Annotated in this window: 28 protein-coding genes and 1 other annotated feature; of the genes, 3 read left to right on the top strand and 25 right to left on the bottom strand. The window is 40.5% G+C overall.

All coding sequences use genetic code 11. The features are described 5' to 3' along the window. Positions 1–5 precede the first annotated feature (5 nt). The 21 genes from LMB56_RS08315 to polA all read right to left on the bottom strand — a co-directional run bounded on the left by LMB56_RS08315 (position 6) and on the right by polA (position 17,290). A complete protein-coding gene (locus LMB56_RS08315; protein ID WP_153702963.1) occupies positions 6–1,481 on the bottom strand; it encodes a HAMP domain-containing sensor histidine kinase in 1,476 nt (491 codons plus the stop codon). A gap of 12 nt (positions 1,482–1,493) precedes the next feature. After that, the gene (locus LMB56_RS08310; RefSeq protein ID WP_113897509.1) at positions 1,494–2,180 is read right to left on the bottom strand and encodes a response regulator transcription factor; all 687 of its coding nucleotides are present in this window, start codon (positions 2,178–2,180) and stop codon (positions 1,494–1,496) included. A gap of 221 nt (positions 2,181–2,401) precedes the next feature. Next, a complete protein-coding gene (rpmF, locus tag LMB56_RS08305) occupies positions 2,402–2,581 on the bottom strand; it encodes a 50S ribosomal protein L32 (protein ID WP_003664092.1) in 180 nt (59 codons plus the stop codon). Positions 2,582–2,635: 54 nt separating this feature from the next. Beyond that, positions 2,636–3,193, bottom strand: coding sequence for a DUF177 domain-containing protein (locus LMB56_RS08300; RefSeq protein WP_003664093.1), 558 nt, complete (start codon positions 3,191–3,193; stop codon positions 2,636–2,638). 129 nt (positions 3,194–3,322) lie between these two features. Next, positions 3,323–4,456 carry a nucleotidyltransferase gene (locus LMB56_RS08295; protein WP_229283783.1) on the bottom strand — a complete coding sequence of 378 codons (1,134 nt, stop codon included), beginning with the start codon at positions 4,454–4,456 and terminating at the stop codon, positions 3,323–3,325. A gap of 11 nt (positions 4,457–4,467) precedes the next feature. Then, the gene (locus LMB56_RS08290) at positions 4,468–5,208 is read right to left on the bottom strand and encodes a class I SAM-dependent DNA methyltransferase (protein ID WP_153702966.1); all 741 of its coding nucleotides are present in this window, start codon (positions 5,206–5,208) and stop codon (positions 4,468–4,470) included. Then, positions 5,208–5,564: a ribosome silencing factor gene (gene rsfS, locus LMB56_RS08285; RefSeq protein ID WP_003670865.1), complete on the bottom strand. Its 357-nt coding sequence runs from the start codon at positions 5,562–5,564 to the stop codon at positions 5,208–5,210. The genes LMB56_RS08290 and rsfS overlap by 1 nt, the downstream gene beginning before the upstream one ends. Beyond that, the gene (yqeK, locus tag LMB56_RS08280) at positions 5,564–6,178 is read right to left on the bottom strand and encodes a bis(5'-nucleosyl)-tetraphosphatase (symmetrical) YqeK (RefSeq protein WP_229273682.1); all 615 of its coding nucleotides are present in this window, start codon (positions 6,176–6,178) and stop codon (positions 5,564–5,566) included. Before yqeK ends, rsfS begins: the two co-directional genes overlap by 1 nt. Further along, the gene (locus tag LMB56_RS08275; protein WP_019253097.1) at positions 6,171–6,824 is read right to left on the bottom strand and encodes a nicotinate-nucleotide adenylyltransferase; all 654 of its coding nucleotides are present in this window, start codon (positions 6,822–6,824) and stop codon (positions 6,171–6,173) included. Before LMB56_RS08275 ends, yqeK begins: the two co-directional genes overlap by 8 nt. A gap of 12 nt (positions 6,825–6,836) precedes the next feature. Further along, the gene (gene yhbY, locus LMB56_RS08270; protein WP_003664099.1) at positions 6,837–7,148 is read right to left on the bottom strand and encodes a ribosome assembly RNA-binding protein YhbY; all 312 of its coding nucleotides are present in this window, start codon (positions 7,146–7,148) and stop codon (positions 6,837–6,839) included. Positions 7,149–7,171: 23 nt separating this feature from the next. Further along, on the bottom strand, positions 7,172–8,299 hold the full coding sequence (gene yqeH, locus LMB56_RS08265; protein ID WP_003675744.1) for a ribosome biogenesis GTPase YqeH: 1,128 nt from the start codon (positions 8,297–8,299) through the stop codon (positions 7,172–7,174). After that, positions 8,292–8,822, bottom strand: a complete 531-nt coding sequence (locus tag LMB56_RS08260) for a YqeG family HAD IIIA-type phosphatase (RefSeq protein WP_229278537.1) — start codon at positions 8,820–8,822, stop codon at positions 8,292–8,294. The genes yqeH and LMB56_RS08260 overlap by 8 nt, the downstream gene beginning before the upstream one ends. A gap of 152 nt (positions 8,823–8,974) precedes the next feature. Continuing rightward, a complete protein-coding gene (rplT, locus tag LMB56_RS08255) occupies positions 8,975–9,328 on the bottom strand; it encodes a 50S ribosomal protein L20 (RefSeq protein ID WP_003664105.1) in 354 nt (117 codons plus the stop codon). A 44-nt stretch (positions 9,329–9,372) separates the two neighbouring features. Continuing rightward, complete coding sequence (gene rpmI / locus LMB56_RS08250) at positions 9,373–9,570, bottom strand: 50S ribosomal protein L35 (protein ID WP_003664106.1); 198 nt, start codon at positions 9,568–9,570, stop codon at positions 9,373–9,375. A 22-nt stretch (positions 9,571–9,592) separates the two neighbouring features. After that, positions 9,593–10,105, bottom strand: coding sequence for a translation initiation factor IF-3 (gene infC / locus LMB56_RS08245; protein ID WP_003664107.1), 513 nt, complete (start codon positions 10,103–10,105; stop codon positions 9,593–9,595). Between the two features lie 42 nt (positions 10,106–10,147). Further along, positions 10,148–10,284 (bottom strand) — a sequence feature (ribosomal protein L20 leader region). 46 nt (positions 10,285–10,330) lie between these two features. Continuing rightward, complete coding sequence (dnaI, locus tag LMB56_RS08240) at positions 10,331–11,272, bottom strand: primosomal protein DnaI (RefSeq protein WP_229278538.1); 942 nt, start codon at positions 11,270–11,272, stop codon at positions 10,331–10,333. Positions 11,273–11,292: 20 nt separating this feature from the next. Continuing rightward, complete coding sequence (locus LMB56_RS08235; protein ID WP_229278540.1) at positions 11,293–12,648, bottom strand: replication initiation and membrane attachment family protein; 1,356 nt, start codon at positions 12,646–12,648, stop codon at positions 11,293–11,295. Between the two features lie 17 nt (positions 12,649–12,665). Further along, positions 12,666–13,130, bottom strand: coding sequence for a transcriptional regulator NrdR (gene nrdR, locus LMB56_RS08230; protein ID WP_003668489.1), 465 nt, complete (start codon positions 13,128–13,130; stop codon positions 12,666–12,668). A gap of 45 nt (positions 13,131–13,175) precedes the next feature. Next, entirely contained in the window at positions 13,176–13,775 is a 600-nt protein-coding gene (coaE, locus tag LMB56_RS08225; protein ID WP_229278542.1) for a dephospho-CoA kinase, read from the bottom strand. Positions 13,776–13,778: 3 nt separating this feature from the next. Next, the gene (mutM, locus tag LMB56_RS08220; RefSeq protein ID WP_229278544.1) at positions 13,779–14,609 is read right to left on the bottom strand and encodes a bifunctional DNA-formamidopyrimidine glycosylase/DNA-(apurinic or apyrimidinic site) lyase; all 831 of its coding nucleotides are present in this window, start codon (positions 14,607–14,609) and stop codon (positions 13,779–13,781) included. 14 nt (positions 14,610–14,623) lie between these two features. Further along, a complete protein-coding gene (polA, locus tag LMB56_RS08215) occupies positions 14,624–17,290 on the bottom strand; it encodes a DNA polymerase I (protein ID WP_229283782.1) in 2,667 nt (888 codons plus the stop codon). 123 nt (positions 17,291–17,413) lie between these two features. Between polA and LMB56_RS08210 the strand changes: the two genes are divergently transcribed. Continuing rightward, positions 17,414–18,088, top strand: a complete 675-nt coding sequence (locus LMB56_RS08210) for a YoaK family protein (protein WP_011953513.1) — start codon at positions 17,414–17,416, stop codon at positions 18,086–18,088. Between the two features lie 58 nt (positions 18,089–18,146). On the opposite strand, the gene LMB56_RS08205 is transcribed toward LMB56_RS08210, so the two are convergent. The 4 genes from LMB56_RS08205 to LMB56_RS08190 all read right to left on the bottom strand — a co-directional run bounded on the left by LMB56_RS08205 (position 18,147) and on the right by LMB56_RS08190 (position 21,479). Continuing rightward, positions 18,147–18,860, bottom strand: coding sequence for a Bax inhibitor-1/YccA family protein (locus LMB56_RS08205; protein WP_229283780.1), 714 nt, complete (start codon positions 18,858–18,860; stop codon positions 18,147–18,149). Between the two features lie 91 nt (positions 18,861–18,951). Next, positions 18,952–20,256 carry a UDP-N-acetylmuramate--L-alanine ligase gene (gene murC, locus LMB56_RS08200; RefSeq protein WP_229283778.1) on the bottom strand — a complete coding sequence of 435 codons (1,305 nt, stop codon included), beginning with the start codon at positions 20,254–20,256 and terminating at the stop codon, positions 18,952–18,954. Between the two features lie 126 nt (positions 20,257–20,382). Continuing rightward, positions 20,383–21,030 carry a YtpR family tRNA-binding protein gene (gene ytpR, locus LMB56_RS08195; RefSeq protein ID WP_229283777.1) on the bottom strand — a complete coding sequence of 216 codons (648 nt, stop codon included), beginning with the start codon at positions 21,028–21,030 and terminating at the stop codon, positions 20,383–20,385. A 128-nt stretch (positions 21,031–21,158) separates the two neighbouring features. Beyond that, positions 21,159–21,479 (bottom strand): thioredoxin family protein, encoded by a 321-nt coding sequence (locus tag LMB56_RS08190; protein ID WP_003664132.1) that lies wholly within the window; start codon positions 21,477–21,479, stop codon positions 21,159–21,161. Positions 21,480–21,643: 164 nt separating this feature from the next. On the opposite strand from LMB56_RS08190, the gene LMB56_RS08185 reads away from it, so the two are divergent. Next, positions 21,644–21,982: a PepSY domain-containing protein gene (locus LMB56_RS08185; RefSeq protein WP_003664133.1), complete on the top strand. Its 339-nt coding sequence runs from the start codon at positions 21,644–21,646 to the stop codon at positions 21,980–21,982. Positions 21,983–22,034: 52 nt separating this feature from the next. Beyond that, positions 22,035–22,955: a glutaminase A gene (gene glsA, locus LMB56_RS08180; RefSeq protein ID WP_003664135.1), complete on the top strand. Its 921-nt coding sequence runs from the start codon at positions 22,035–22,037 to the stop codon at positions 22,953–22,955. Positions 22,956–23,046 lie beyond the last annotated feature (91 nt).

The following is a 23,046-nucleotide window of genomic DNA, read 5'->3' as shown; positions in this document are numbered from 1 at the left end:
AATATTTATTTTTTTGTCTCTGGATCTTCAATAATCGGTAAAATGATTCTAAACAATGATCCAGCACCCACTGAACTTTCTAGGGTAATCGAACCGTGATAACCTTCAATTAGTCGCTTGGCAATTGAAAGGCCTAGTCCATTACCACCCTTCTTACGACTACGCGCCTTATCTACTCGATAGAAACGATCAAAGACCCGTTTTACATTTTCTGGCGAGATCCCTTCACCAAAGTCCTGAATACCAATTTCAACAGTATTCATCCCTCGTGAAAGAATAATATGGATCTCTTTATGGTCATCGGTGGAATATTTGACGGCATTATCACATAAAATTACAAGCACCTGTTCAAGATGATCGCGATAAATATCAACCATGATTGGCTCTTTCAGATCGTCGTCCAAACGGAAAGTAAAATCCGGATACAACATCTTAAAGTTATTGTAGACCTGGTGAACCACATCATTAACAATCGTATGCTGATTGCGGAAGTTAATCTCCACTTGCTCTGCGCGGCTCAAATCAAGCATTTCTTGAACCAGGTTTTTCATCCGGCGGGTCTCAATTAACGTTGCTTCAATTGAGTCATCCAGCACTTTCGGATCATCCTTGCCCCAACGTTGCAGCATCTCTAAGTGTCCTTGAATGATCGCAACGGGTGTCCGCAGTTCATGGCTAACATCACTGACAAATTGCGACTGCTGGTCGATATACCGCTGCATCCGATCAAGCATCTCATTAAACATCGTTATCAGTTCTGCTAATTCATCATTACGATTAGTGGTTGGTACCCGGACATCTTTAGTCGGATCTGCACTAATCTCCTTAACCGTGTCATGAATCCCATCCAATGGGCGGAGAAGAAACAGTGACAGAAAGTATCCCAAGAGGCCACTCGCAATCACAACAAGGCAGAGCGCCAAGACACATACCAATGCTAACTGATGGTAGCTTTGCATATAAGCATCGAGATTATTTTCAACTTGTAAGTACCCAATCAACTGCCGATTATTCTGGCCATAGATTGGCATCTGTCCAACTAACACATCATGATTGGGACCAGCAGCAATATGGATATTACGGTTAGTCGTAAACTGTGGCTTTTTAATATAGCGGCCCGTACTCAAAATATTCTTACCATCAGGATTATAAATGTTAATAACCAAGTGACCATCACTTAATTCCTTGATTACCGGTCGTTTATATTCCTCTCCGGAAATAATATTTGACCGGTTTCTGTCTGGATCAATAAGGTGACTAACATTCTTTTTGGTTAAGGGCTTATCAATAGTACCTAATTGTGTACTAATATTGGTCATCCCTTGATTCAACAATTGTCTTTCCTGATGAAATAAATTTTGCGTAAATGCGCTAAACAATGCCATGGCAACGATACAAAAGATGATTAATGACCCTAATGCCGTCCCAGCTGCCCACTTAATTTTTAGTGAAACAAACCGTCTTTCATCTTTTTGCTTCATAATTGATCATTCCTAGGAGCGAATTACATACCCAGTACCACGAACCGTTTGGATGTAGCTCTTTTCACCAGGCCGGTCGATCTTATTCCGTAAGTACCGAATATAAACATCAACAACATTGGTTTCAACTTTGGAGTCATAACCCCACACCTTACTCAAAAGGTCTTTTCGTGACATAACAACATTGATATTTTCCATCAAGATCAAGAGTAGCTCGTATTCCCGCTTTGTAAGGTTAATTACCTCATCACCACGACGAACGACCCGATTCTCTTTTTCAATGGTAAGATCCTTGTAATTGACCGTTGTTTGGTGTTCTTTACTATTACCATCTTCAATGCTGATTCGACGCAACAACGCCCGCACCCGTGCAAGGAGTTCTTCAATCGCAAATGGCTTAACAATATAATCATCTGCCCCATGATCTAAACCAGAGACACGGTCAATAACAGAATCACGAGCGGTCATGATAATAATTGGTGTATCTTTTATTTCACGAACCCGCCGTGCAACTTCAATCCCATTTAATTCTGGGAGCATCAAGTCTAGCAAAATCACATCAAAATCTTGATTTAAAGCTGCTTCTAATCCAGCACGACCATCAAGTTCTACATCTGTATCGTACCCTTCATGCTTTAATTCAAGTTCTACAAAATTTGCTAAATTTTCCTCATCCTCAATAATTAAAATTCGACTCATTAATAATTCACCTACTATAATAATCTTTTACTTGTTATACGTATTAATAAAACACAATAATTTTATCACAAATTTTTAATAAACCCTAGCATTCTCTATACTAAAAATCTCGATTTATCAAGGAATTAGATTATATCATTTTTCACTTGTAAATTCTTAGAAAATTTTAAAATAAAAAAACTATCCTAGGTCCGGCGCCTAAAGGATAGCTTTTATATTAATTAGTTGTTAGTGTTAACAACTTGCTTGCCGTCGTAGTAACCACAACTTGGGCATACCATGTGGGACTTGCGAAGTTCACCACAGTTTGGGCAAGGGGTAAGGCCAGGTACATTTAACTTGATGTGACCCCGACGCATACGCTTCTTAGTCTTTGAAGTCTTCCGTGCTGGAACAGCCATGTTTGACACCTCCTAAGAAATTAGAATTATCCACAAATGGTTTTTAACCGTCCGCTATTTTTTGTTATCCTGATCAGGAAAAAGGTTTTGCAACTTAGCGAGACGTGGATCAACTTTGTCATCTTTCTGCTGCTGGGCCTTGTAGTCATCTTCAGAGATAACACTCCAGCCTTTTCCATTTGGCATTGGTTTGCCAGACTTTTCTTCGGCAGAAAGAACCCGTAGCGGTACCTGTTCAACGATGTTTTCCGCTAATGCAGTATCAAAATCAATTGAATCACCCTTTTTAATAAGGAAAACAACCTCATCTTCATCCTCATAGCGGGCAAAGTGTGAACGATCATCGATATACGTCTCTGAGAACGTAAAATCGAGCGGTAATTGAACGGGTGTTAACGAGCGACTAGATGGAACGGTTAACGTCGTTGTAACATGAGCGCTAATCGTTGCATCACCATCGTCATAAGTAACGTAACCATCAACTTTAACTGGTTGAACAGCTAAAATAATATCTGGAAACAGCTTCGTTAATGATGCGTTCAGATCAAAAGTACTTTGAATATGAAGTGGTTCATCTTGGTAACGATGTAATTCAGCTAACGACCATTTCAACGTACTAACCTCCTAATGCAACATGTGCAATTATACTAGTCCCCTTATACGTTGTCAATGTTTTTTCCTTGACAACCTTTTAGGGAACCAAATCTACTTAGAATATTTTACCAAACTTTATCAAAGACGTTAATTAATAATTATCGGCGGGTGCTTTAAATCTTGTTCAGCCGGCGTAAATAACTGATATAGTTTTCCTGCTCGGTAATCAAGGTTAAGCAATTGATCCCGCATTTCTTGGTCGACTTTTGTAATCAGCGGTAGATCAAGCTGTTTTTTTACCTCATGAAGGTATTCACGGCCTTGCTTATTAAAGGCCAAGACATGAAGATAAGGATGTTTACTATGCTCAGCTACTTCCTCTTGGGTAATCTGCAAGATAGTGTATAAACAAACTCGCAATAAGTGGGCATAAGTATACCGTTTAGTCTTGGTGAATTTCATAAACGAATTAAAGTCAAGACTCCGCTGGGCAGCTTCTTTCATCCGATATTCTAATCCTTCCGCCATTAGATAAGTTGACTGAAGGGTTGAAACAGGCGCTTGAATAAGCTGATTACGTAATAAAGGATAAAGGTCTGTCCATGAAGGAATGCCCTTTATTTCCGCCAATATATCTCCCATCACCTGGGGAACAACTTGGCGATAATCGCCCTTTTCACTGATTGCCTGACGGATTGCACTCGCACTCGCAATCTTGCCTTTGATTTGCTGGTCGTGATAGTTACTCCCTTGTCGCTTGATAGGCAGCAATTCAAAATGATAACCCTGGTTAATTTTAGCTTTGGTATAAGCAAAAGCTAAAATATCATTGGGATCAATCAGGGTGACACCAGTTTGTTCCTTCAATTGCTCGTTAAATTGGGTGGCATAAGTTGCATTATACTTGTTAAAACTTTCCTGGTTAAAAGCTTCTTCAGCCTTCACCAAACGGGCAAAATCCCATTCTGGATGCTCGCTCCCAAAGACAATCGAGTCAACGCCAAGAGCATTTAAGAGACTCAGCGCTCCTCCGGCAAACCGGTGTGCTGGTTGGACAGCATAAAAAACCGGTAGTTCAATTACAAGGTCCACACCATTCATCACTGCTGCCCTAGCTCGCGACCATTTATCAACGATTGTCGGTTCACCACGCTGGGTAAAATTGCCACTCATTACCGCTACCGTTACATTTGCCCTGGAAATTTTTTTCGCTTGCTGAAGGTGGTAGCGATGCCCATTGTGAAATGGATTATATTCAACAACCATCCCTACTGCTTTCATGTGAACTCTCCTTATTTATGACACTTAAAGAACCATCGTGTTGGGTTTTCTTCTTTGATAGAAGTCGAAAAATTTGATCCCACTTCAACAGAATTAAAGCCAGCTTGAGATAACATCTGCTTTAACAAAGGCAATTCATAAGCACGCTCATAATGGGTCTCTCCAACACGATCATAGCGTCCATCATTATCTCGAGTAAAAAAAGCTAATTCATGAATTACACCATGATCAACATCATCGTCTTTAAAAGACTGCCACATGAACGCTCGCTGGTGGTCTTCATCTTCATAGTTGAACATATACCCCGGATAAACGACATCAGTTTGATAAGGAGAAATGACATCAAATAAAAAGACACCATTATCTTTCAAGTGATCAGCAATTTCATTGAAGGTCTTTTGAACGGCCGTTGCATCGTCTAAATAACAAAAAGAGTCCGCATAACAAGTGATCGCATCATACTGCGGTAAAGCACTAAGGTCCCGCATATCAGCTTGCAAGAGATGCAGATTAACCCCTGCTTCCGTCGCATGTTGATCGGCAATACTAAGCATCTCAGCAGAAAAGTCAGCAACCGTTACGTCAAATCCACGAGCAACCAGCATTACTCCCAACCGTCCACTACCGCCAGCTAAATCTAAAATGTTCTTAGTATCAGCAGGAAGGTTTTTAATTGTAAATTCTTCCCACTTCTGATACATTTCAGGATCAAAAAGCTGGTCATATAACTGGGCAAAACTTTGATAAATCATTAATCATTAATCCAGTCGTTAATATTGACAAGGGGTGCGTCGGCCCATAATTTTTCAAGGTTATAGAATTGACGAGTTTCTTCACGGAAAACATGGACAACCACGTCTCCAAGGTCAACCAATACCCATTGAGCATGATTTTTACCTTCAACGCTACCAATCTTGACATTTTCTTCATGTGCTTTTTCAACAATGGCATTGGTGATCGCCTGTACTTGACGGTCTGACCCCCCTGTCATAATAACGAAATAATCAGCCATTGGACTAATCTCATCAACTTTAAGAGCGACGATATCTTCTGCGCGCCGACCATCGGCAGCTTTGACAACCATTTCTAATAATTGTTTACTATCCATTAATCTATCTCTCCTTCATATTGTGGAACCCATGCATTATAGGTATCTATTGTCTTTGGATATACCGGCTTTCCACTTTCAATCAAATAAGCCAGCGTATGTTTTGTTTGGTAAGCAACCCCTGCTTGAAGGTTTGCTGCTGTAATTACTCGCGCCTTTTTTACGCCTGCAAAGTCTCGACCCGGCTCAATATAATCAGCCATGTAAATAACCTGTTCGAGCTTTGTCATTACTGGCGCCCCAGTAGTATGGTGGCGAACCGCATTTAGGATATCTTCATCCCAAATCCCTAATTCATCCTTGATTAGCTCTGCACCAACTACTCCATGCCAAATTGCATTACCATAATCTAAGAGCAGTGGATTAAGTCCTTTTTTCTTAATCTCAGCAATAAAATCTTCGTCAGGGCGCTGTTTGGCATAATCATGACACAGGCCTGCAATACTAGCTTTTTCAACATCAACCCCGTATTGCTCAGCTAACTTAATCGCTGTCTCTTCCACACGTAACACATGCTGAAATCGTTTATCCTTTAACGCCTTTTTGAGACGGTCGATAAGTTCAGACCGTGTCATTGGGATATAACTTTTATTATAAACTAATTCTTTATTCACGATATAATTGATGCTCCTCAATAAACTTGCTTACGGCATCTGGGACCATATACTTGATTGATTGACCATGTTGCACCCGTTGTCGAATATCGGTTGAACTAAAATCAACTGTTGGGACATCTACCCAAATTACTGGATATTGTGTCTCATTCTTCGCTCTTTGACGGTGAACGCCGACAAAATGAAAATGGGGCAATCGAATTAAATCATTGATCCGGTACCACTTGTCAAGGTAATCGACCATATCCCCGCCAATAATAAAGTAATAATCCACATCAGGGTGCTTATCTAACAAATACTTAATAGTATCGTAAGTATAGCTAACTCCTCCCCGCTCTAATTCGGCATGCTCAATCCCTAAAAAAGGGTTATCAGCAACTGCTAATTCAAGCATCTGCAACCGCAATTGAGGATCAAGGGAATCTTTATGATCAACATGGGGAGGTTTAGCATCTGGTAAAAAATCAACCCGATCAAGACAGAGGGCATGACCAACTTGATCCGCCATAAATAGGTGAGCATTGTGAATAGGATTAAATGTTCCCCCATAGAGGCCGATTCGCTTACGGTGTCCACTAACCTTAGTCTCCGGTTGCGCCTGGGTTTGCACCTTATCTACTACACTACAGCTTTGCAAAACCGTCACTCCTACTTTTACTTAGATTTCAGCTACTCGTGATGACAATTCACGGGCATCCTTATTTGCTGAAACTTTAAATAAAACTAATACCCGACCAATAACTTGAACTACCTGAATAGAAGTTTTTTCTTCAATTAATTCGCGAACCTCATCAGTTGTAACATCTGAGTTTTGCAAAATGCTAACCTTAATTAATTCTCGACGGTCGAGTGCGCCATCTAGTTGAGCAAGCCAATTGTCAGTCAGACCATCTTTACCTACAGAAAATAGTGGTTGAAGGTGGTTTGCTTGTGCTCGTAAAAATCGTTTTTGTTTTCCTCTTAATTGCATAAGTCTTTCCTTTCAAATATTAATTAAATCATTGCGCGCCGTACCAGAGCCCCGACACCTTTCGGAACCCATGCAGCAACAGTCGTTTTTGCAGGAACAGTAATCCATCCTAAACCCTCAAAGACAATATCGCTCTTTTCGGTAATGTGGAATTCATAACGTTCTAATGGTGGGAACTCATTCTTTTCATCGCTAGTCGGTGGGGTAAGCAAATCCCCTAAGTGTTTAGCATAGAAATTATCAGCATTGCTTAGCTTTGTACGGTGAATTGGTAAATTATTATCAAAGTAAGCAACCATTCCCGCACGTTCACCATGAAGATAATCAAACCGCGCAACGCCACCTAAGAATAATGTTTGACCATCATTTAATTGGTAAGTCTTTGGTTTAATCTCTTTTTGGGGTGCCACAATCTTCAAGTCTTTTGGTGATAAGACATGGGCCATTTGTTCTTGATGGATAATTCCAGGCGTATCAACTAAAACATGCCCATCATCAAGCGGAATTTCAATCTTATCAAGAGTAGTTCCTGGGAAGCGTGAAGTAGTGATCAATTCTTTTACTCCCGTTCGTTGCTTGATAATTTGGTTTATTAACGTTGATTTTCCAACATTGGTAACACCTACAACATAAACATCTCGATTGTGTCGATATTTTTCAATCACATCAAGCAAGTGGTCAATCTGATGGTTCTTTTTAGCTGAAACAAGAACCGTATCAATTGGACGCAATCCGGCAATATTTGCCTGTTGACGAATCCAGTCAGTTAACTTTGGCCGCCGTAGAGAACGTGGCAACAAGTCTTCCTTATTTCCAACTAATAATACTGGATTATCGCCAACAAAACGGTGTAAGCCCGGAATTAAACTTCCATTAAAGTCAAAAACATCAACAACATACACAATTAAAGCATTGGCATCCCGAATCTGATTTAATAGGCGCAGAAAATCATCATCCGTTAATGACACTGGAGCAATTTCATTGTAGTGCCGCAAACGGAAACAACGCTGACAGTATAATTCTCCTGTCTCTTTTCCCTTCTCAAGGGCTGATTTAGGCGTATAACCCAAGCCATTAGGATCTTCCGTTTGAATAATACTCCCACAACCTATACAACGTAATTCTTCAGTTTGTTGTTCTTGTTCAGTCATTCAAATCCTCCTGCCATTTTAAATCTGGATATTTTTTGTTTAAGTTCTTCCAAACACGGCGTTCAAAGAAGCGGTTAATACGGGTATCCCACTTATCCGTATTTAATAGCGGGCGTACTAAAATGCTGCGAATGCCCGCTTGGTTAGCCGCAGCAACATCAGTCAATAACTGGTCACCAACCATAACCACTTCATCTTTTGTTAAATTAAGTTTTTTTCGTGCACGATCAATCCCAAAACTTAAGGGCTTTAATGATCGCGAAACAAATGGAAGGTCAAGGCTGTTAACAGCTTTCCCAACTCGTTCTTTACTATTATTAGAAATAACAATTAGTGGAATATGGGCTTCCCGTAAAGCATCCATCCATTCCTTTAATTCTGGAGTTCCATCTGGATTGTTCCAAGCAATCAAGGTATTATCCAGGTCACTAAAAACAGCTCGCACTCCCTGCTCTTTTAATTGGGCAGGAGAAACAGAATATATTGTATTAACCATCCATGTTGGTTTAAATATCTCTAACAAAGTCGCACCTCATCAAATTTAATATTCCAATCGGTTAACCCGATTAAATGTTCTAGTATTTAATTATATCGTGTGCTTTACTCGGAAAGCAACTAATTAAAAAAGCCGCTTATCATGCATACGCATCATAAGCGACCGAAGATTATTTAGGCTTAGTTAAGAGCTTTCTTAGCTTCGTCAACGAGTGCCTTAAATGCATCTGCATCGTTAACAGCTAAATCAGCTAACATCTTACGGTTAATGTCAATGTTAGCAACCTTTAAGCCGTGCATTAACTTGCTGTAACTAATGTCGTTCATACGTGCAGCAGCGTTAATCCGAGCAATCCAAAGTTCACGGAACTTACGCTTGTTGACCTTACGATCACGGAAAGCGTAAGTGTAACTCTTCATTACTTGGTCTTTAGCAGTCTTGAAAAGACGGTGCTTTGAACCACGGTAACCCTTTGCTAACTTCATAATGCGCTTGCGACGTGCACGCGTAACAGTTCCACCTTTAACTCGCATGTTGAAATCCTCCTACGTATATTAAATAGTTATTTTTGTGAAGTTTACTTAAATGGTAATAACTTCTTGTAACGCTTTACGTTGGTCTTGTCCATCATGCTCAAACCACGTAATTGACGACGTTGCTTCTTAGTCTTACCGTGGAAACGGTGACTAGTGAATGAGTTTCCACTCTTGAATCCACCATTAGCTGTACGCTTGAAACGCTTGGCAGCAGCACGGTTACTCTTCATCTTTGGCATAACTAATTCCTACCTTCTTAAATTAATTCTTTGCTTTATCAGCAGCCGGAGCAAGAGTTAAGAAAATACTCCGCCCTTCCATCTTCGGACGTTGAACAACAGTAGCGATGTCTGAAGTTTCTTCAGCCATTCGTTCAATCATGTCACGACCGATATCCTTATGGGTAATAGCACGACCACGGAAACGTAATGAAATCCGCACCTTATCGCCCTTTTCAATGAACTTACGAACACGCTTTAACTTAACATTAAAGTCATTAGTATCAATTGATGGACTAAGGCGAATTTCCTTAACCGTTATCGTCTTTTGCTTCTTACGAGCTTCACGCTCTTTCTTTTGCATCTCGAAACGGTACTTCCCGTAATCCATAATGCGGGCAACAGCTGGGCGTGCCTTTGGTGCAACTAATACTAGGTCTAAGTTAGCTTCTTCAGCTAATTGTAGCGCTTCACGCTTAGACTTAATGCCCAATTGTTCACCATCTTGACCGATTAACCGCACTTCCCGTGCACGAATACCGTTATTGACAATCATATCTTGTGCTATGGCAACGCACCTCCAATTTTTTTAGCGAAAGATCAAGCAAAAAAGCGAGGTACAAAAGTACCCCGCTTCATAACAACGACCTTATCCTAGTGGTCGATTATCATTCATCTCGTCAGCCCGGCGATCGATATCACCTAGGCGAGAAGCGGGTGCTTCTGCTTTTTCTTTCAACGTTTATTAGCTTACTAAATTCAAAGTTTAATGTCAAGAACTTTATCCCTTATCACGCAAATTCTTTCCTTCCATTTCAATCTCGCGTGATAAGTACTTGATTCTTTCCATAATACGGGCCGCTTTGAGGGGTTCATTATCGCCTTGCGCATTGATAGCAAGATGGTTATTTTGCAACTCATCCATTGAAAAATTAGAACTAAAGAAGGTTGGTAATTCTTCTTGCATCCGATATTCTAAGATCACTCCTAAAATATCATCCCTTACCCACGTTGTCATTGCACCAGCCCCAATATCATCAAGCATTAAAATCGGCGCCCGTTTAATAGCATCCAATTTTTCGCCGGTATTATTTTGTTTGATTGAATTCCGCATTTCAACAGCAAAACTAGGGAAATGAACCATCGTTGTTGCAATGCCCTTGCTCTTAGCAAGTTCATTAGCAATTGCTCCAAGAAGGTATGTTTTCCCGACCCCGAATTGCCCGTACAAGTAAAGGCCTGGTTGAAACTCACCTTTTTGGTAATTATCCGTAAAATCCATGGCTGCTTGAATTGCCTTTGTTCGTGTATCAGTCTGGGTATCCTCATTTAAATAATAATCATCATATGACGCATTTTTAATGAACTTAGGCATATTAATCGAGTTAACTAACCGTTGAATATAACGTTGGCGCTGCCGTTCTAATAACTGTTTAGTGGGAACGTAGGTTACGTCAATCTGCCCGGCACTGATAACCAATTGTGGAGAATATCCTGGGGCAACAGTTGGCACGCCTTTTTCAATTAATTGCTTTTCATGAAAAAACTCATAAAGCTTTGATTGTCCCCGTTTAATTGCTTCTTTACTAAGACGGTCACGATTTTCGTTTAAGAATGCTTGAACATCTTTATCCGCATAAACTTGCTTCATCGTTTGTTGAATATTGTTTGCGATATTTTGACCGCGCATTAACTCTTGTAAAGTTTTGTTTAGTGACTGCATGCTGCCACCTCCTTTAGCTGCTACTTCTTCTTACGATTAGCGATCCGTTCACGCAGTTTAGCAATTTCTTGTGAGGAAGCTTTTTTCATTAGCTCGCTCGTATCTTTCTTACTCCATTCTGGCATCGGTTCCTTAATCGTTTTGCGCCACTTATTTTTCTTTGGCGTCTTTGTTTTCTTTTCTTGCGACTGCTTATTAAAAGTCTTTAATTGGACAATAGCTTGCTCTCCATTAATTACGCCATGTTGGAGCCAGTTATTGGCAATTGCATCGACAAAATTAGCTGTCAAAGTAGAATTCCCCCGGTCACTAATCACATACCAAGTTAAGATATTAATGGCATCTTGGGTAAGCTTTTCTTGCGCTACTAAGCCTGTCAGAATATGACGTTCACCTGAAGTTACATAGCCGCCCGTCTGCCCTTTAAGGACCTGGAGAAATTCAACCGGAGAATAATCCTTAGCTGTTGCCAATAATTCTTGATCTTTACTAGTCAGTTCACTATTTTTATTTGTCACTGGTGCTTCTTTTTCCGCTACTTTTGTCGTTGAAGAATAGACGATATTATAAGCAGATGCGACAATTTGCTTAAATTTTTTCGGATTGAAATGATTAGTTTGCAGATCAATCGACCGCAAAACCAATGTCTTCATCGTTGGCGCATCAATCCCGTATAATTGATGTTCTAATAATATTAGGTCTCGATTATTTTCAAGGTCCGCACTGACAATTGGCTGATTAGCCAGTAAGTGAATGAGGGTTGACCAATCAAAGTCATCGCTCATCCCCACGGTTAACTGGGGTTGCTTTTCTACCGGTGATTGTTTTCGCGCCGTTAAAATCGCTTGTGGTGTTTCAGTAATTGACTGCGAGTTAATATGAAATTCTTCAAAAAAGTTGTGACTCACATTAGTTAGTGAAGTGTTAGAAGAAGCAAGCTTGTATTGCCGGCTTTGCTTAGTCAAACGTTCAAATGCTTCATCTCCTACTTCCTCTAAAAGTAAAATACTCAGCAAATTATCAGCTAAAAATTTTTCTGGAGTAAGGGTCGGCTGCAATTCATAAACATATACATCCCCGATCTCATCGTGCTGGAAATAAGTTTGCACTAAGCCAACTGCCTCTAAACGATGGAGAGCCTCCAGCACTTGTTGGCCGCCAGCATTTACCTGGGCTAACAGGTCACTTTGCAAGGTCCGGTTGGCAATCGTAGGATTAGGCAGCAAACGCGCTTTTAACGCATAAAAAAAGCTAAACGCAACTGGTCCTAAAATCGGCTGATAAAATGTTGCAAAAGTCTGGTCATTAAAACTAATAAATGCAGTGCTGGCCGTAACAATATAACCGGCTTGCGGGTCAAAAGCTGCTGCAGTCATTTTACAGCCCTCCTAAGTTATTTTTTATGTTCTGCCTTCATCATGGTTTCAAGTTCGCTCATAAAGGCATCAACGTCTTTAAATTGGCGGTAAACACTTGCAAACCGAATATAGGCAATCTCATCGACGCCTTTTAATTCGTTCATCACAAATTTACCAATAATTTGACTGGAGACTTCGCTTTCACCAATGCTCCGGATTTGTTTTTCCACTTTATCTGCAATCTTAGTCAACCGCTCCATACTAACCGGTCGTTTTTCCGCCGAGCGTACAATTCCATTGAGGATCTTTTGGCGACTGAATTCTTGGCGCGTGCCATCTTTTTTAATTACTAGTAGTGGCGTTTCCTCGTACCGTTCAAAGGTTGTGAAACGAAAGCCACAATGAATGCACTCACGACGACGACGAATAAAGCTTCCGTCTTCGCTTGGCCGACTATCGACAACCCGTGATCCATTTTTGTGACAATGTGGACAGCGCAATGTGTCCCCCTCCTTTATAGTATAAGTACTTTATTTTACCACATTTTACTTTGCTTTTAGCTGATTTATTAAGGATGCGACTTGTTTTTGCAAGGCAACCTGGTCACCATTATTATTTATTTTAAAATCCGCCCGCGCTTCTTTCTCTGATAATGGCATTTGGGCAGCAATTCGCGCTTGGGCTTCCTCTTTAGAACAGTGATCACGAGCCATTAACCGTTTAAGCTGCGTTTGCGGATCAGTATAAACAACTACAACATAATCACAATCTTCATCATAGTGTTGCTCAAATAATAATGGTACATCTAACACCACGAGTGGAATTTCCTGTTTCTTCAAAGTATCAGCCTGCGCAAAAATTGCATCGTAAATCAATGGCTGAAGAATCTCATTGAGTTTTTTCAACGCTTCTTTATCATTAAAGACAATTTTTGCTAAGGCCGGCCGATTGAGCTCACCTGTTGGCAAAAGCACTTTCGGGCCGAATACTTTGACAATCCTCGTTAACCCAACCGAGTCTGGTGTCTGGACTTGCCGCGCTACTTGGTCAGCATCAATCACCGGAATCCCAGCCTGGCGCAAAATGTTGCTTACCGTTGTCTTCCCCGTTGCGATCCCACCTGTTAATCCAACTATTTTTGTCATTTCCTATTCCTTCAATACTTGACAGTGGGGACAAAAGGTCGTTCCGCGTTCAGCAACCTTAATTTTAACCATTTTTGTGCCACAACGCGGACATTCATCCCCCGCATGACCATAAGCTTTTAAGCGATCTTGGAAAGCGCCAGCATCACCAAATGCATTCGTAAAACTATGCACAGTGGTTCCCTTGTACTTAATCGCTGTCGCCAATTCTTTGATGATATTTTCCCGTAATTCAGCAATCTGGTTAGCTGTTAAAGTATTGGCTGGTTGCTCCGGATTTATCCCCGTCATCCATAGTACCTCATCAACGTAAATGTTACCCAGACCGGCGACATGACGCTGATTAAGCAAGAATGGCTTAATCTTTCCCCGACTCTTTTTTAATTCAGTTGTAAAGTATGGCAAGGTAAAGGCGTCTTCTGTCGGTTCAGGGCCAATCGTCCTCAATCCACCGACATTCATCTCATCACCGGTCTTTACCAATGTCATCCGGCCAAATTTACGGGTGTCTTGGTAACATAATTCCGTACCATCTGTAAATTCAAAGACAACATGGGTATGTTTATCAATTGGTCCGCCAATCGGTTGGTTGTAATATTTTCCTTCCATACGAAGATGTGAAATCATCGTCAAATCATTAGTAAAACGAAAAAGAAGATATTTCCCTCGCCGATCAACATTTTCAATCGTCTGGCCAATCAACGCCTGCCGAAAATCTTCAACGTCATTGGTAATCGTTTTACCATAATAAACATCGATCGCGTTAATTTTACGCTTAGCGGCAATCTTCAGCAAACCGCGGCGAACAGTTTCAACTTCTGGTAATTCAGGCATTTAATTCCTCCGATCTATTTTTTAAGGTCATACCAGGTATCCCCATACTTACTATCTACTTTAAGCGGCACATCTAACTTAACGGCCGAATCCATTACTTTTGGCACTAATTCCGATAGAACCGGGATTTCTTCCTTTGGAGCCTCAAAGACTAATTCATCATGAATCTGCAAGAGCATTTTTGCCTTTAGATGGCGTTTCTCAAGCTCATCTTGCATCCGGATCATCGCAATCTTAATGATATCAGCAGCGCTTCCCTGAATTGGAGTATTCATTGCAGTCCGCTCTGCAAATGATCGCTTGCTGAAACTTTTGGCATGAATATCTGGTAAGTAACGACGGCGGTGAGTAATCGTCTCAACATAACCATTCTCTTTAGCAAACGCAATCGTATCATTGATGTATTTCTTTACACCGGGGAATTCATGGAAGTAATTTTGAATAAATTCATGAGCTTCCGCACGGCTAACATGAATCCGTTGCGCCAGTCCATAATCACTAATCCCATAAACAATTCCGAAATTAACCGCTTTTGCCCGGCGCCGCATATTACGGTCAATCTCGGCATCTGGGGCTAAATGGAAAATCCGACGAGCTGTACTGGCGTGAATATCTTCACCATTCTTAAAGTCTTCCTGAAGGTTTTTATCACCAGTGATATGGGCAAGAACCCGTAATTCAACTTGCGAATAATCTGAAGAGAAGATTTGCCAGCCTTCATGACTAGGAACAAATGCCTTCCTAATCAAGCGTCCTTCCGGCAACCGTACTGGAATATTTTGCAGGTTAGGATCAACAGAGGACAAGCGACCAGTTTGCGTTAATGTTTGTAAGTAGCGCGTATGGATCTTCTGGTCATTTGAATGAATAACTTTCAGCAAACCAGTGATATAAGTAGATTGAAGCTTAGCAATTTGACGATATTCCAAAATTTGCTCAACAATTGGTGACTTATCAGCTAACTTTTCCAGCACATCAACTGCAGTGGAATAACCGGTCTTGGTCTTTTTGATCACTGGCAATTTCAATTTTTCAAACAGAATATGGCCTAGTTGCTTAGTGGAGTTAATGTTAAATTCCTCGCCAGCTTCTTGATAGATCTGACTTTCAATTTCTGATAGCCGTTCAGTTAGCTTACTGCCCATATCTTTCAAAGTTTGTGCATCTACATGGACACCCGCGATTTCCATTTTTGCAAGAACCCGGGTTAGGGGTAATTCAATATCAGTATATAGTGGCGTTTGCTTATTTTCGTCTAATTTGGCAAAAAGATCCTTGCGCAGCTGTTCAATTGCCCGCGCTTTCGTAGCCAGGTGACTAAAGAAGGTCTCGTTATCATCAGGCACAGCACGCTTAGCACCTTTACCATAAACTTCCTCATCTGTTCGGACATCATCGTAACCGTGTTCCTGAGCTACTTGTCCCAGGTCGTTACTATTGTCATTAGTATTTAGAAGGTAAGATGCCAAAAGCAGATCAAAATTAATATTTTCAAGTGGAATACCGAGACGATGCAGACCAACGATTTGTGCCTTGGCATTGAAGACATTCTTTTTAACGCTATCACTCTGGAGCAAATCTTTGAGGGGCTCCTCTTTAAGCAGGTCCACATCTCGACTTGTAAACCAGTGTCCTTCATTACCGATCACAAAACCAGCGAATGGTGACGTATGGTAATTTTCTTCTGGCATTTCAAGGTAAAAACTGACTTCACCCGTCAATTGTCCTAGTTCATCTAAGTTATCCTTAGTTAAAACCGTGTAGTCAATTGGAGCAATCTCAGCTTCGTCTTCCTCTCCAGTCCCATCGACATCCATCTTTTTCAAGAAAGATTTAAAGCCCATCTCTTTGTAAAACTTAATCAAGTCATCCGTTTGTGGGCCTTGATATTGCAGATCATCTAAGCCGATCTTAATCGGAGCATCCTGAAGAATTGTCGCTAATGTCTTACATTGGCGAGCAACCTCTTCATCCTCAATCAAATGTTCTTTCATCTTACTCTTTTTGAGATCATCAATATGGTCATAAAGCTCTTCAACTGAACCAAACTGTTTTACAAGCTTGATCGCAGTCTTTTCCCCAATTTTAGTTACACCAGGATAATTATCAGAAGAATCACCCATCAGTGCCTTCATATCAATTATTTGGCGCGGCGTAATCCCTAATTTTTCTTCGACATGTGCTGGCGTGTAGTGCTCCGTATCAGTAACTCCCTTGTGGGTAACGGCAACGGTCGTATTCTCACTTGCTAGCTGGGTAAGGTCCCGATCTCCAGTTACGATCAACGTCTTGTAGCCAGCATCATCCGCCTGCTTAGCCAAAGTACCGATAATATCGTCAGCTTCATAGTTAGCTAATTCATAACTATGTAACCCAGAGTCTTTGATCAATTCACGCACATAAGGGATCTGCTCGGTCAATTCATTAGGCGTCTTGTTTCGACCACCCTTATAGTCATCATACATTTTCGTCCGAAAGGTTACTTTTCCTGCATCAAAGGCTACTAAAGCCGCATCCGGTTTAAAGTTTTGCAACACATGGTCAAGCATCAACTTAAAGCCATAAATTGCAGCTGTATGCAAGCCGTCCTTATTTGTAAACTTGTCCATTTGATTATGCATAGCAAAAAATGCCCGGAAAACAATACTATTTCCGTCAATTAACAATAATTGTTTTGTCATTTAATTCCCGCCCTTCTATCGCTAATAGTAATTGTACCAGAGAATATAGTAATGGTTTAGTTTCTTGACCAAAGATTTAAGCTATAATTAAAATGAAAAAACATTAGATGTGAGATGAAATTCATGGATAAACTCATTAACTATCAAAAGCCAGCAGAAGCACGTCTCTTTGCCCTGCTCCTCACTTTTAGCGGTGGCTTCATCGATGCTTTTACATATATCAAATGTGGGCGCACAATGGCAGCAGCCCAAACTGGCAACATTATTTTTCTTAGTGCCGCGCTTGCCAATCACAATTTTCTCGGCGTCGTTGACCGGCTCGGCTCATTGATCGCATTTATTCTTGGATTGGCAATGGTGAGCATCCTCCATGCCCATTTAAGAACTGATTATTGGCGAGTAGTTTGTCTATTGCCGATTTTATTAGTAGGAGCAATTATCGGTTTTCTCCCGGATAGCTTTCCTGACTATCTGATGGTACCAGCCGTTTCATTTGGTCTTGCAATGCAAAGTGCCGCTTTCAGCAAAATCGAAGGGCTCGGTTATAACAGTGTCTTTACAAGCGGTAGTGTCAAAAAGGCAGCAGTTGCTTGGAGTGAATATTATTTTCATCACGATCGCTCGCAACGATCAGCTGCCTTTAGTTATTTAATGATCGTGATCTGTTTTACGCTTGGCGCGATCATTTCCGCTCAGTTGCTTCCCTTTTTCCGAATGAAAACTATCTGGATCGCAACGTTCTTGATTCTCGTAACTGATAGTTCTTATTATTTAACAAAAAAGAATGCTAAAAATTAATCATTTAAAGTAGGAAAAAGGCTAAGAAAAAGTTTTTGCTTTTTCTTAGCCTTTTCAATTAATTTCGGTCACTCATTCCAAAAATTTGAAGAAGTGAGATAAAGAGGTTTACAAAGTCTAAGTACAGTTGAAGGGCACCTAGAACAGCTAAACCATTTGTTGATACTTCGCCACCATAGTTGATGTAGATTTGCTTCATCTTTTGTGCATCCCAAGCTGTTAAAACAGTAAAGATAATAACAGCGATAAAGGAGAAGATGTAAGCAATGGCAGGACTTTGTAAGAACATGTTAATAAGGTAAGCAATCATTAAAGCAATCAAGGCAGCCATCGCGTGAGCACCAAACTTGCTTAAGTCGCGCTTAGTAATGGTCCCATACAAAGCCATCGTGACAAAAACAGCCGCGGATGATACGAAAGCCGAGGCAATGCTTGCTCCCGAATAAACACCAGCAATAATTGCAAACTCAACACCATAAATTATCGCCGTCAGCATCAGCATAATAAATGCCCCAACTGGATTCCGCGTAGCACTAAAACTTACCCCCATTGATAAAGCAATCGGTAGCAATAAGATAACCCAAACCATTCCAGGGTGAGCACTAAAGAAACCGAAAACGGCACTCCGGAATACCCCCATGGTCAAGTAAGCACTGAATGCAGAAACAAGAACTGCCAACGTCATGTTTCCATACATTCGGGTCAAGAAACTATTCAAGCCAGCTGCGTCAGTGACAACCCGACGCTCTGGTTCTTGAGAAAAGTTATTCATCAAAACTCCCTCTTTCTATTTAATTTGACTTTATTTGACTAATTATAAAAATGGTAGCAGAGGCCACCATTTCGTTCAAGTAAATCTTTAATTATTTTAGCAATTCTTTGTACTTTTCTTCGTACTTTTCAACGTCACCGGCACCCATGAAAACAACTACTGCATTATGATATTGCAAAAGTTTATCCATGGTATCCATGTCGATGCCTTCACTACCGTCAATCCGTTGCTCCAAATCAGCACTAGAAACATTTCCAGCATTTTCACGAATTGAACCAAAGATTGGGGTAACAAAAGTCTTATCTGCCCGACTAAGCGATTCTGCAAAGCCATCGATGTAAGCAGCCAATCGTGAGTATGTGTGTGGTTGGAAAACAGCAATAACTTCACGATCTGGGTACTTTTGCCGTGCCGCATCAATTGTTGCCTTAATTTCGCTTGGATGGTGAGCATAGTCGTCAATAATGGTTGTATCCACAATGTCAGTCTCGCTGAAACGACGCTTTACCCCACTAAAGTTGGCTAATTCCTGTTGAATCTCATCCATGTTCATGTGTTCCATGTATGCAACTGCTAGTACTGCTAAGCTATTAAGAACACTGTGTTCACCATATAAGTGGATGGTGAATGTGCCGAGTTTTTGGTCGCGGAAGTAAGCATCATATGTTGAGCCTTCTGGTGTTCGTTGAATATTTTCTGCCCGGAAATCATCATCTGGATTAGTTCCATAGTAGTAAACCGGAACATTAACGTTTAAGTCACGAAGACTAGGATCATCTCCCCAAGCAAAAATTGCCCGTTGAACCTGCTTACCGTACGTTTCAAATGAATCACGAACATCTGCCAAATCATTGAAGTAATCGGGGTGATCAAAGTCAACGTTCGTCATAATTGCATAGTCTGGATGGTAGGCAAGGAAGTGATCACGGTATTCATCGGCTTCAAAAACAAAGAAGCGAGCGTCCGCATTTCCTTTACCTACCCCATCACCGATCAAGTAGCTGGTTGGTTCAACCGCTGCTAATACGTGTGATAACAATGCAGTCGTACTGGTCTTACCGTGTGCTCCAGCAATCCCAATACTAGTATGATTCTTAACCTCATTTTCAACAGCCTCAGGGTAGCTTAAAATTTTAAGGCCTAATTCATGTGCTCGTTTAATCTCTGGGTGATCATCATCAAAAGCGTTTCCTTGGATAACAATCATCCCTGGTTTCAAATTGGCTGGATCAAATGGCAAAATTTTAATTCCCGCCTCTAATAATGGCGCTTGTGTAAATGTTTCCTTTTCAATATCTGAACCTAGTACTTGGTGTCCTTTGTCATGAAGGATACGTGCTAAAGAGGCCATCCCGGTCCCTTTAATACCAACAAAGTAATATGTATTTTGTTCCATCAATCCAATTCCTTTCAACAATTCAATTTAAAATAAATGCGAGGGGTAGATCAGTAACTATGATCCATCCCTCACTAAATAATAAAGCATTATAAAATTTTGGCAATAGTAATCAGCTGTTTTTTGTCAGTTTTCTGGGTAGAACGTATCGGCCTTGGCAAAATCAACCGGTTCACCGACTTCTTGCCAGTCATCAGGGATAATGAACAAGCCCTTTTCGTCTGGAGCGTTCTTAATCCGTAGTTCACGGAAACCACAAAGCATTCCGGCACTATCGACACCCATCAATTGACCAGGCCAAATGATCTTACCGTCTGGCATCATCGCACCAGGACGAGCGACTACCACTTTAATACCTTCCGCAACATTAGGAGATCCACATACGATTTGGACAGTCTTATCATCAGCAATCCGTGTTTGCGTTACTTTTAAGTGGTTAGACTTAGGATGGTCAGTGATCTTTTCAACATAACCAACCACAAACTTAGGATCTTCGTCAGCTGTTAAGAGCTTATCAAAGCCTGCTTCTTGTAACTTTGCATTTAATTTTTCAACTTGGGCTGCATCTAAAAATACTTGCCCGTTTTCACTTGTTAATTCTGGTAAGATCTTGCTGGCGTTCATAAAGTTATAGCCAAGTAATGCACCATCTTTTTCAGCGGTGATCTGAGCTACATCATCAGCAATCTTAGTAATTTGGTCATCCGCATCTGGAGCGGTAATAACGACTAAAATGTCGCCTAATTCATTGGGATTGTAACTTGAAATTAACATCAAATATTCCTCTCTCTAATATAATCTACCATTTTATATTATTACATAAAAAGAAGACTATGAAAATCTAATTTAAAACTAAAGAAGGCTGAATGATTCAGTCCCTTTATTTTCACAGCCTTCTTATTTTACTTCAAATTGTTTAAAAAATCTTCAACTTGTTGCTTAGTTTTACGATCTTTATTGACAAATCGACCAATTTCTTTACCATTATCATATACAATGAAGCTTGGAATTCCAAATACATTTAATTCAGCAGCGAGGTCGATGTTTTCATCGCGATCAACTTCATAGAAAGTATAATCACTGAAGTCTTGTTCGATCTCAGGCATTGCCGGCTTAATGAAACGGCAATCTGGGCACCAATCCGCTGTAAAGAAAAGGACGACCTTGCCATTGCCAATAGTTTCAATTAATTGATCTTCTTTTAATTGTGGTAATCTTTTCATAATCCTCATCCCTATATCATTTTAGCAATATTATACCATGCTTCTTATCTATTGTAAGTAATCTGCTTGCAAGGACTAGATATTTGGATTTTAATAATTAAAAATGATAGAATAAATGAGAAGTTAAGAACGGATTAAATTTAAATAGTGAAGGAAGCAATCATATGAATGCAAACAATAACTCCCTCAACCCCTGGCTGATTCCAGTCACATTAGGTGCATCTGGAATCGCCGGTTTTATCGCTGGTAAACTTTTTGGTAACCGCCAAATATCTGCTGATCGGATCTTAAAATTAGTCAAAAACGATTTTGCAAGTGAAGGTTCTTTAACCGGCAGCTGGATCAATGATAAAGCAGTACCTTTTCAACGATTCGCGGTTAAAACCCATGCTTATGAAGGCGGCGTTTCTCGTCTAGAAGATGGCGAAGAAGTAGATTACGAGTTTATTGCTGATGCATATACTGGTAGTCTATTAGAATTAAAACGGATTGAGAATAACTAGAGCAAAGGCTGGGGACAAATTTCCCAGCTTTTTTAATTAAAGGAGAACTATCATGAATCTTAATGACGCAATTCAAGAATGTTGGAGCAAAATTGATGAAGGACAGGTAGCAACCTATATTCCTGCTTTAGCAAAAGTTGACCCTTATCAACTTGGCGTTTACCTTTTTGACGTCACAAATGATAAAAAAGTAGAAGCAGGCGCATCGCAAGTTCGGTTTGCTATCGAAAGTGTCTCGAAAGTAATCACCCTCCTCTACGCAATTGAACGTTTAGGCTTGTCAGCAGTTGAAGAGCAAGTGGGAACACGCCAGACCGGCTTCCCGTTCGATACAATCCTTAACATGGAAATCACTAAAGAGACGCACCCTCTCAATGCTTTTATTAATAGTGGTGCCATCCTCATCAGTTCATTAATCGAAGAACAAGATGGGCTTTCTCCCTTTGACCAAATCCTTGAATTTAGTCGTAAAATTTGCAATGATCCCGATATCACCCTCAATGAAGAAATTTACCAATCGGAGTTGCGAACCGGGGATATGAATCGGTCGTTAGCCTACTATCTCAAGGCCAAAGAAGTCCTCACTAATGATGTAACCCTTAGCCTTGATACCTATTTTAAGCAGTGTTCAATGATGGTCACTTGCCAAAGTCTTGCTAATCTCGGTGCTGTCCTTGCCAATGACGGGATCGCTCCTTGGAATAATGAACGAATCATTTCAAGCGAGGCTGCTACATATACAAAATCGGTCATGATGACGACTGGCCTCTACAATGAATCAGGAACTTATTCCGTTCGAATCGGTGTACCGACTAAGAGCGGTGTCGGTGGCGGTTTAGTTTCTGCTGCCCCCAATCATTACGGGATCGGAATTTTCAGTCCGGCACTCGACCATGCTGGTAATAGTGTTGCCGGGCTAGCACTCCTTGAACTCATCAGTAAAAAATTAAAACTTGATATTTTTAGGTACTAGTTGCAAATATTCGCCTCCTTATCGGGATCTACTTAATTATATTCAATGTTCAATCCAGTTTCGTTAATTTACTATTCCAATTCAATATTCA

Source organism: Limosilactobacillus reuteri (genome assembly GCF_020785355.1).
Lineage (GTDB): Bacteria > Bacillota > Bacilli > Lactobacillales > Lactobacillaceae > Limosilactobacillus > Limosilactobacillus reuteri_I.
This window is presented reverse-complemented; position numbering and strand designations above follow the sequence as displayed.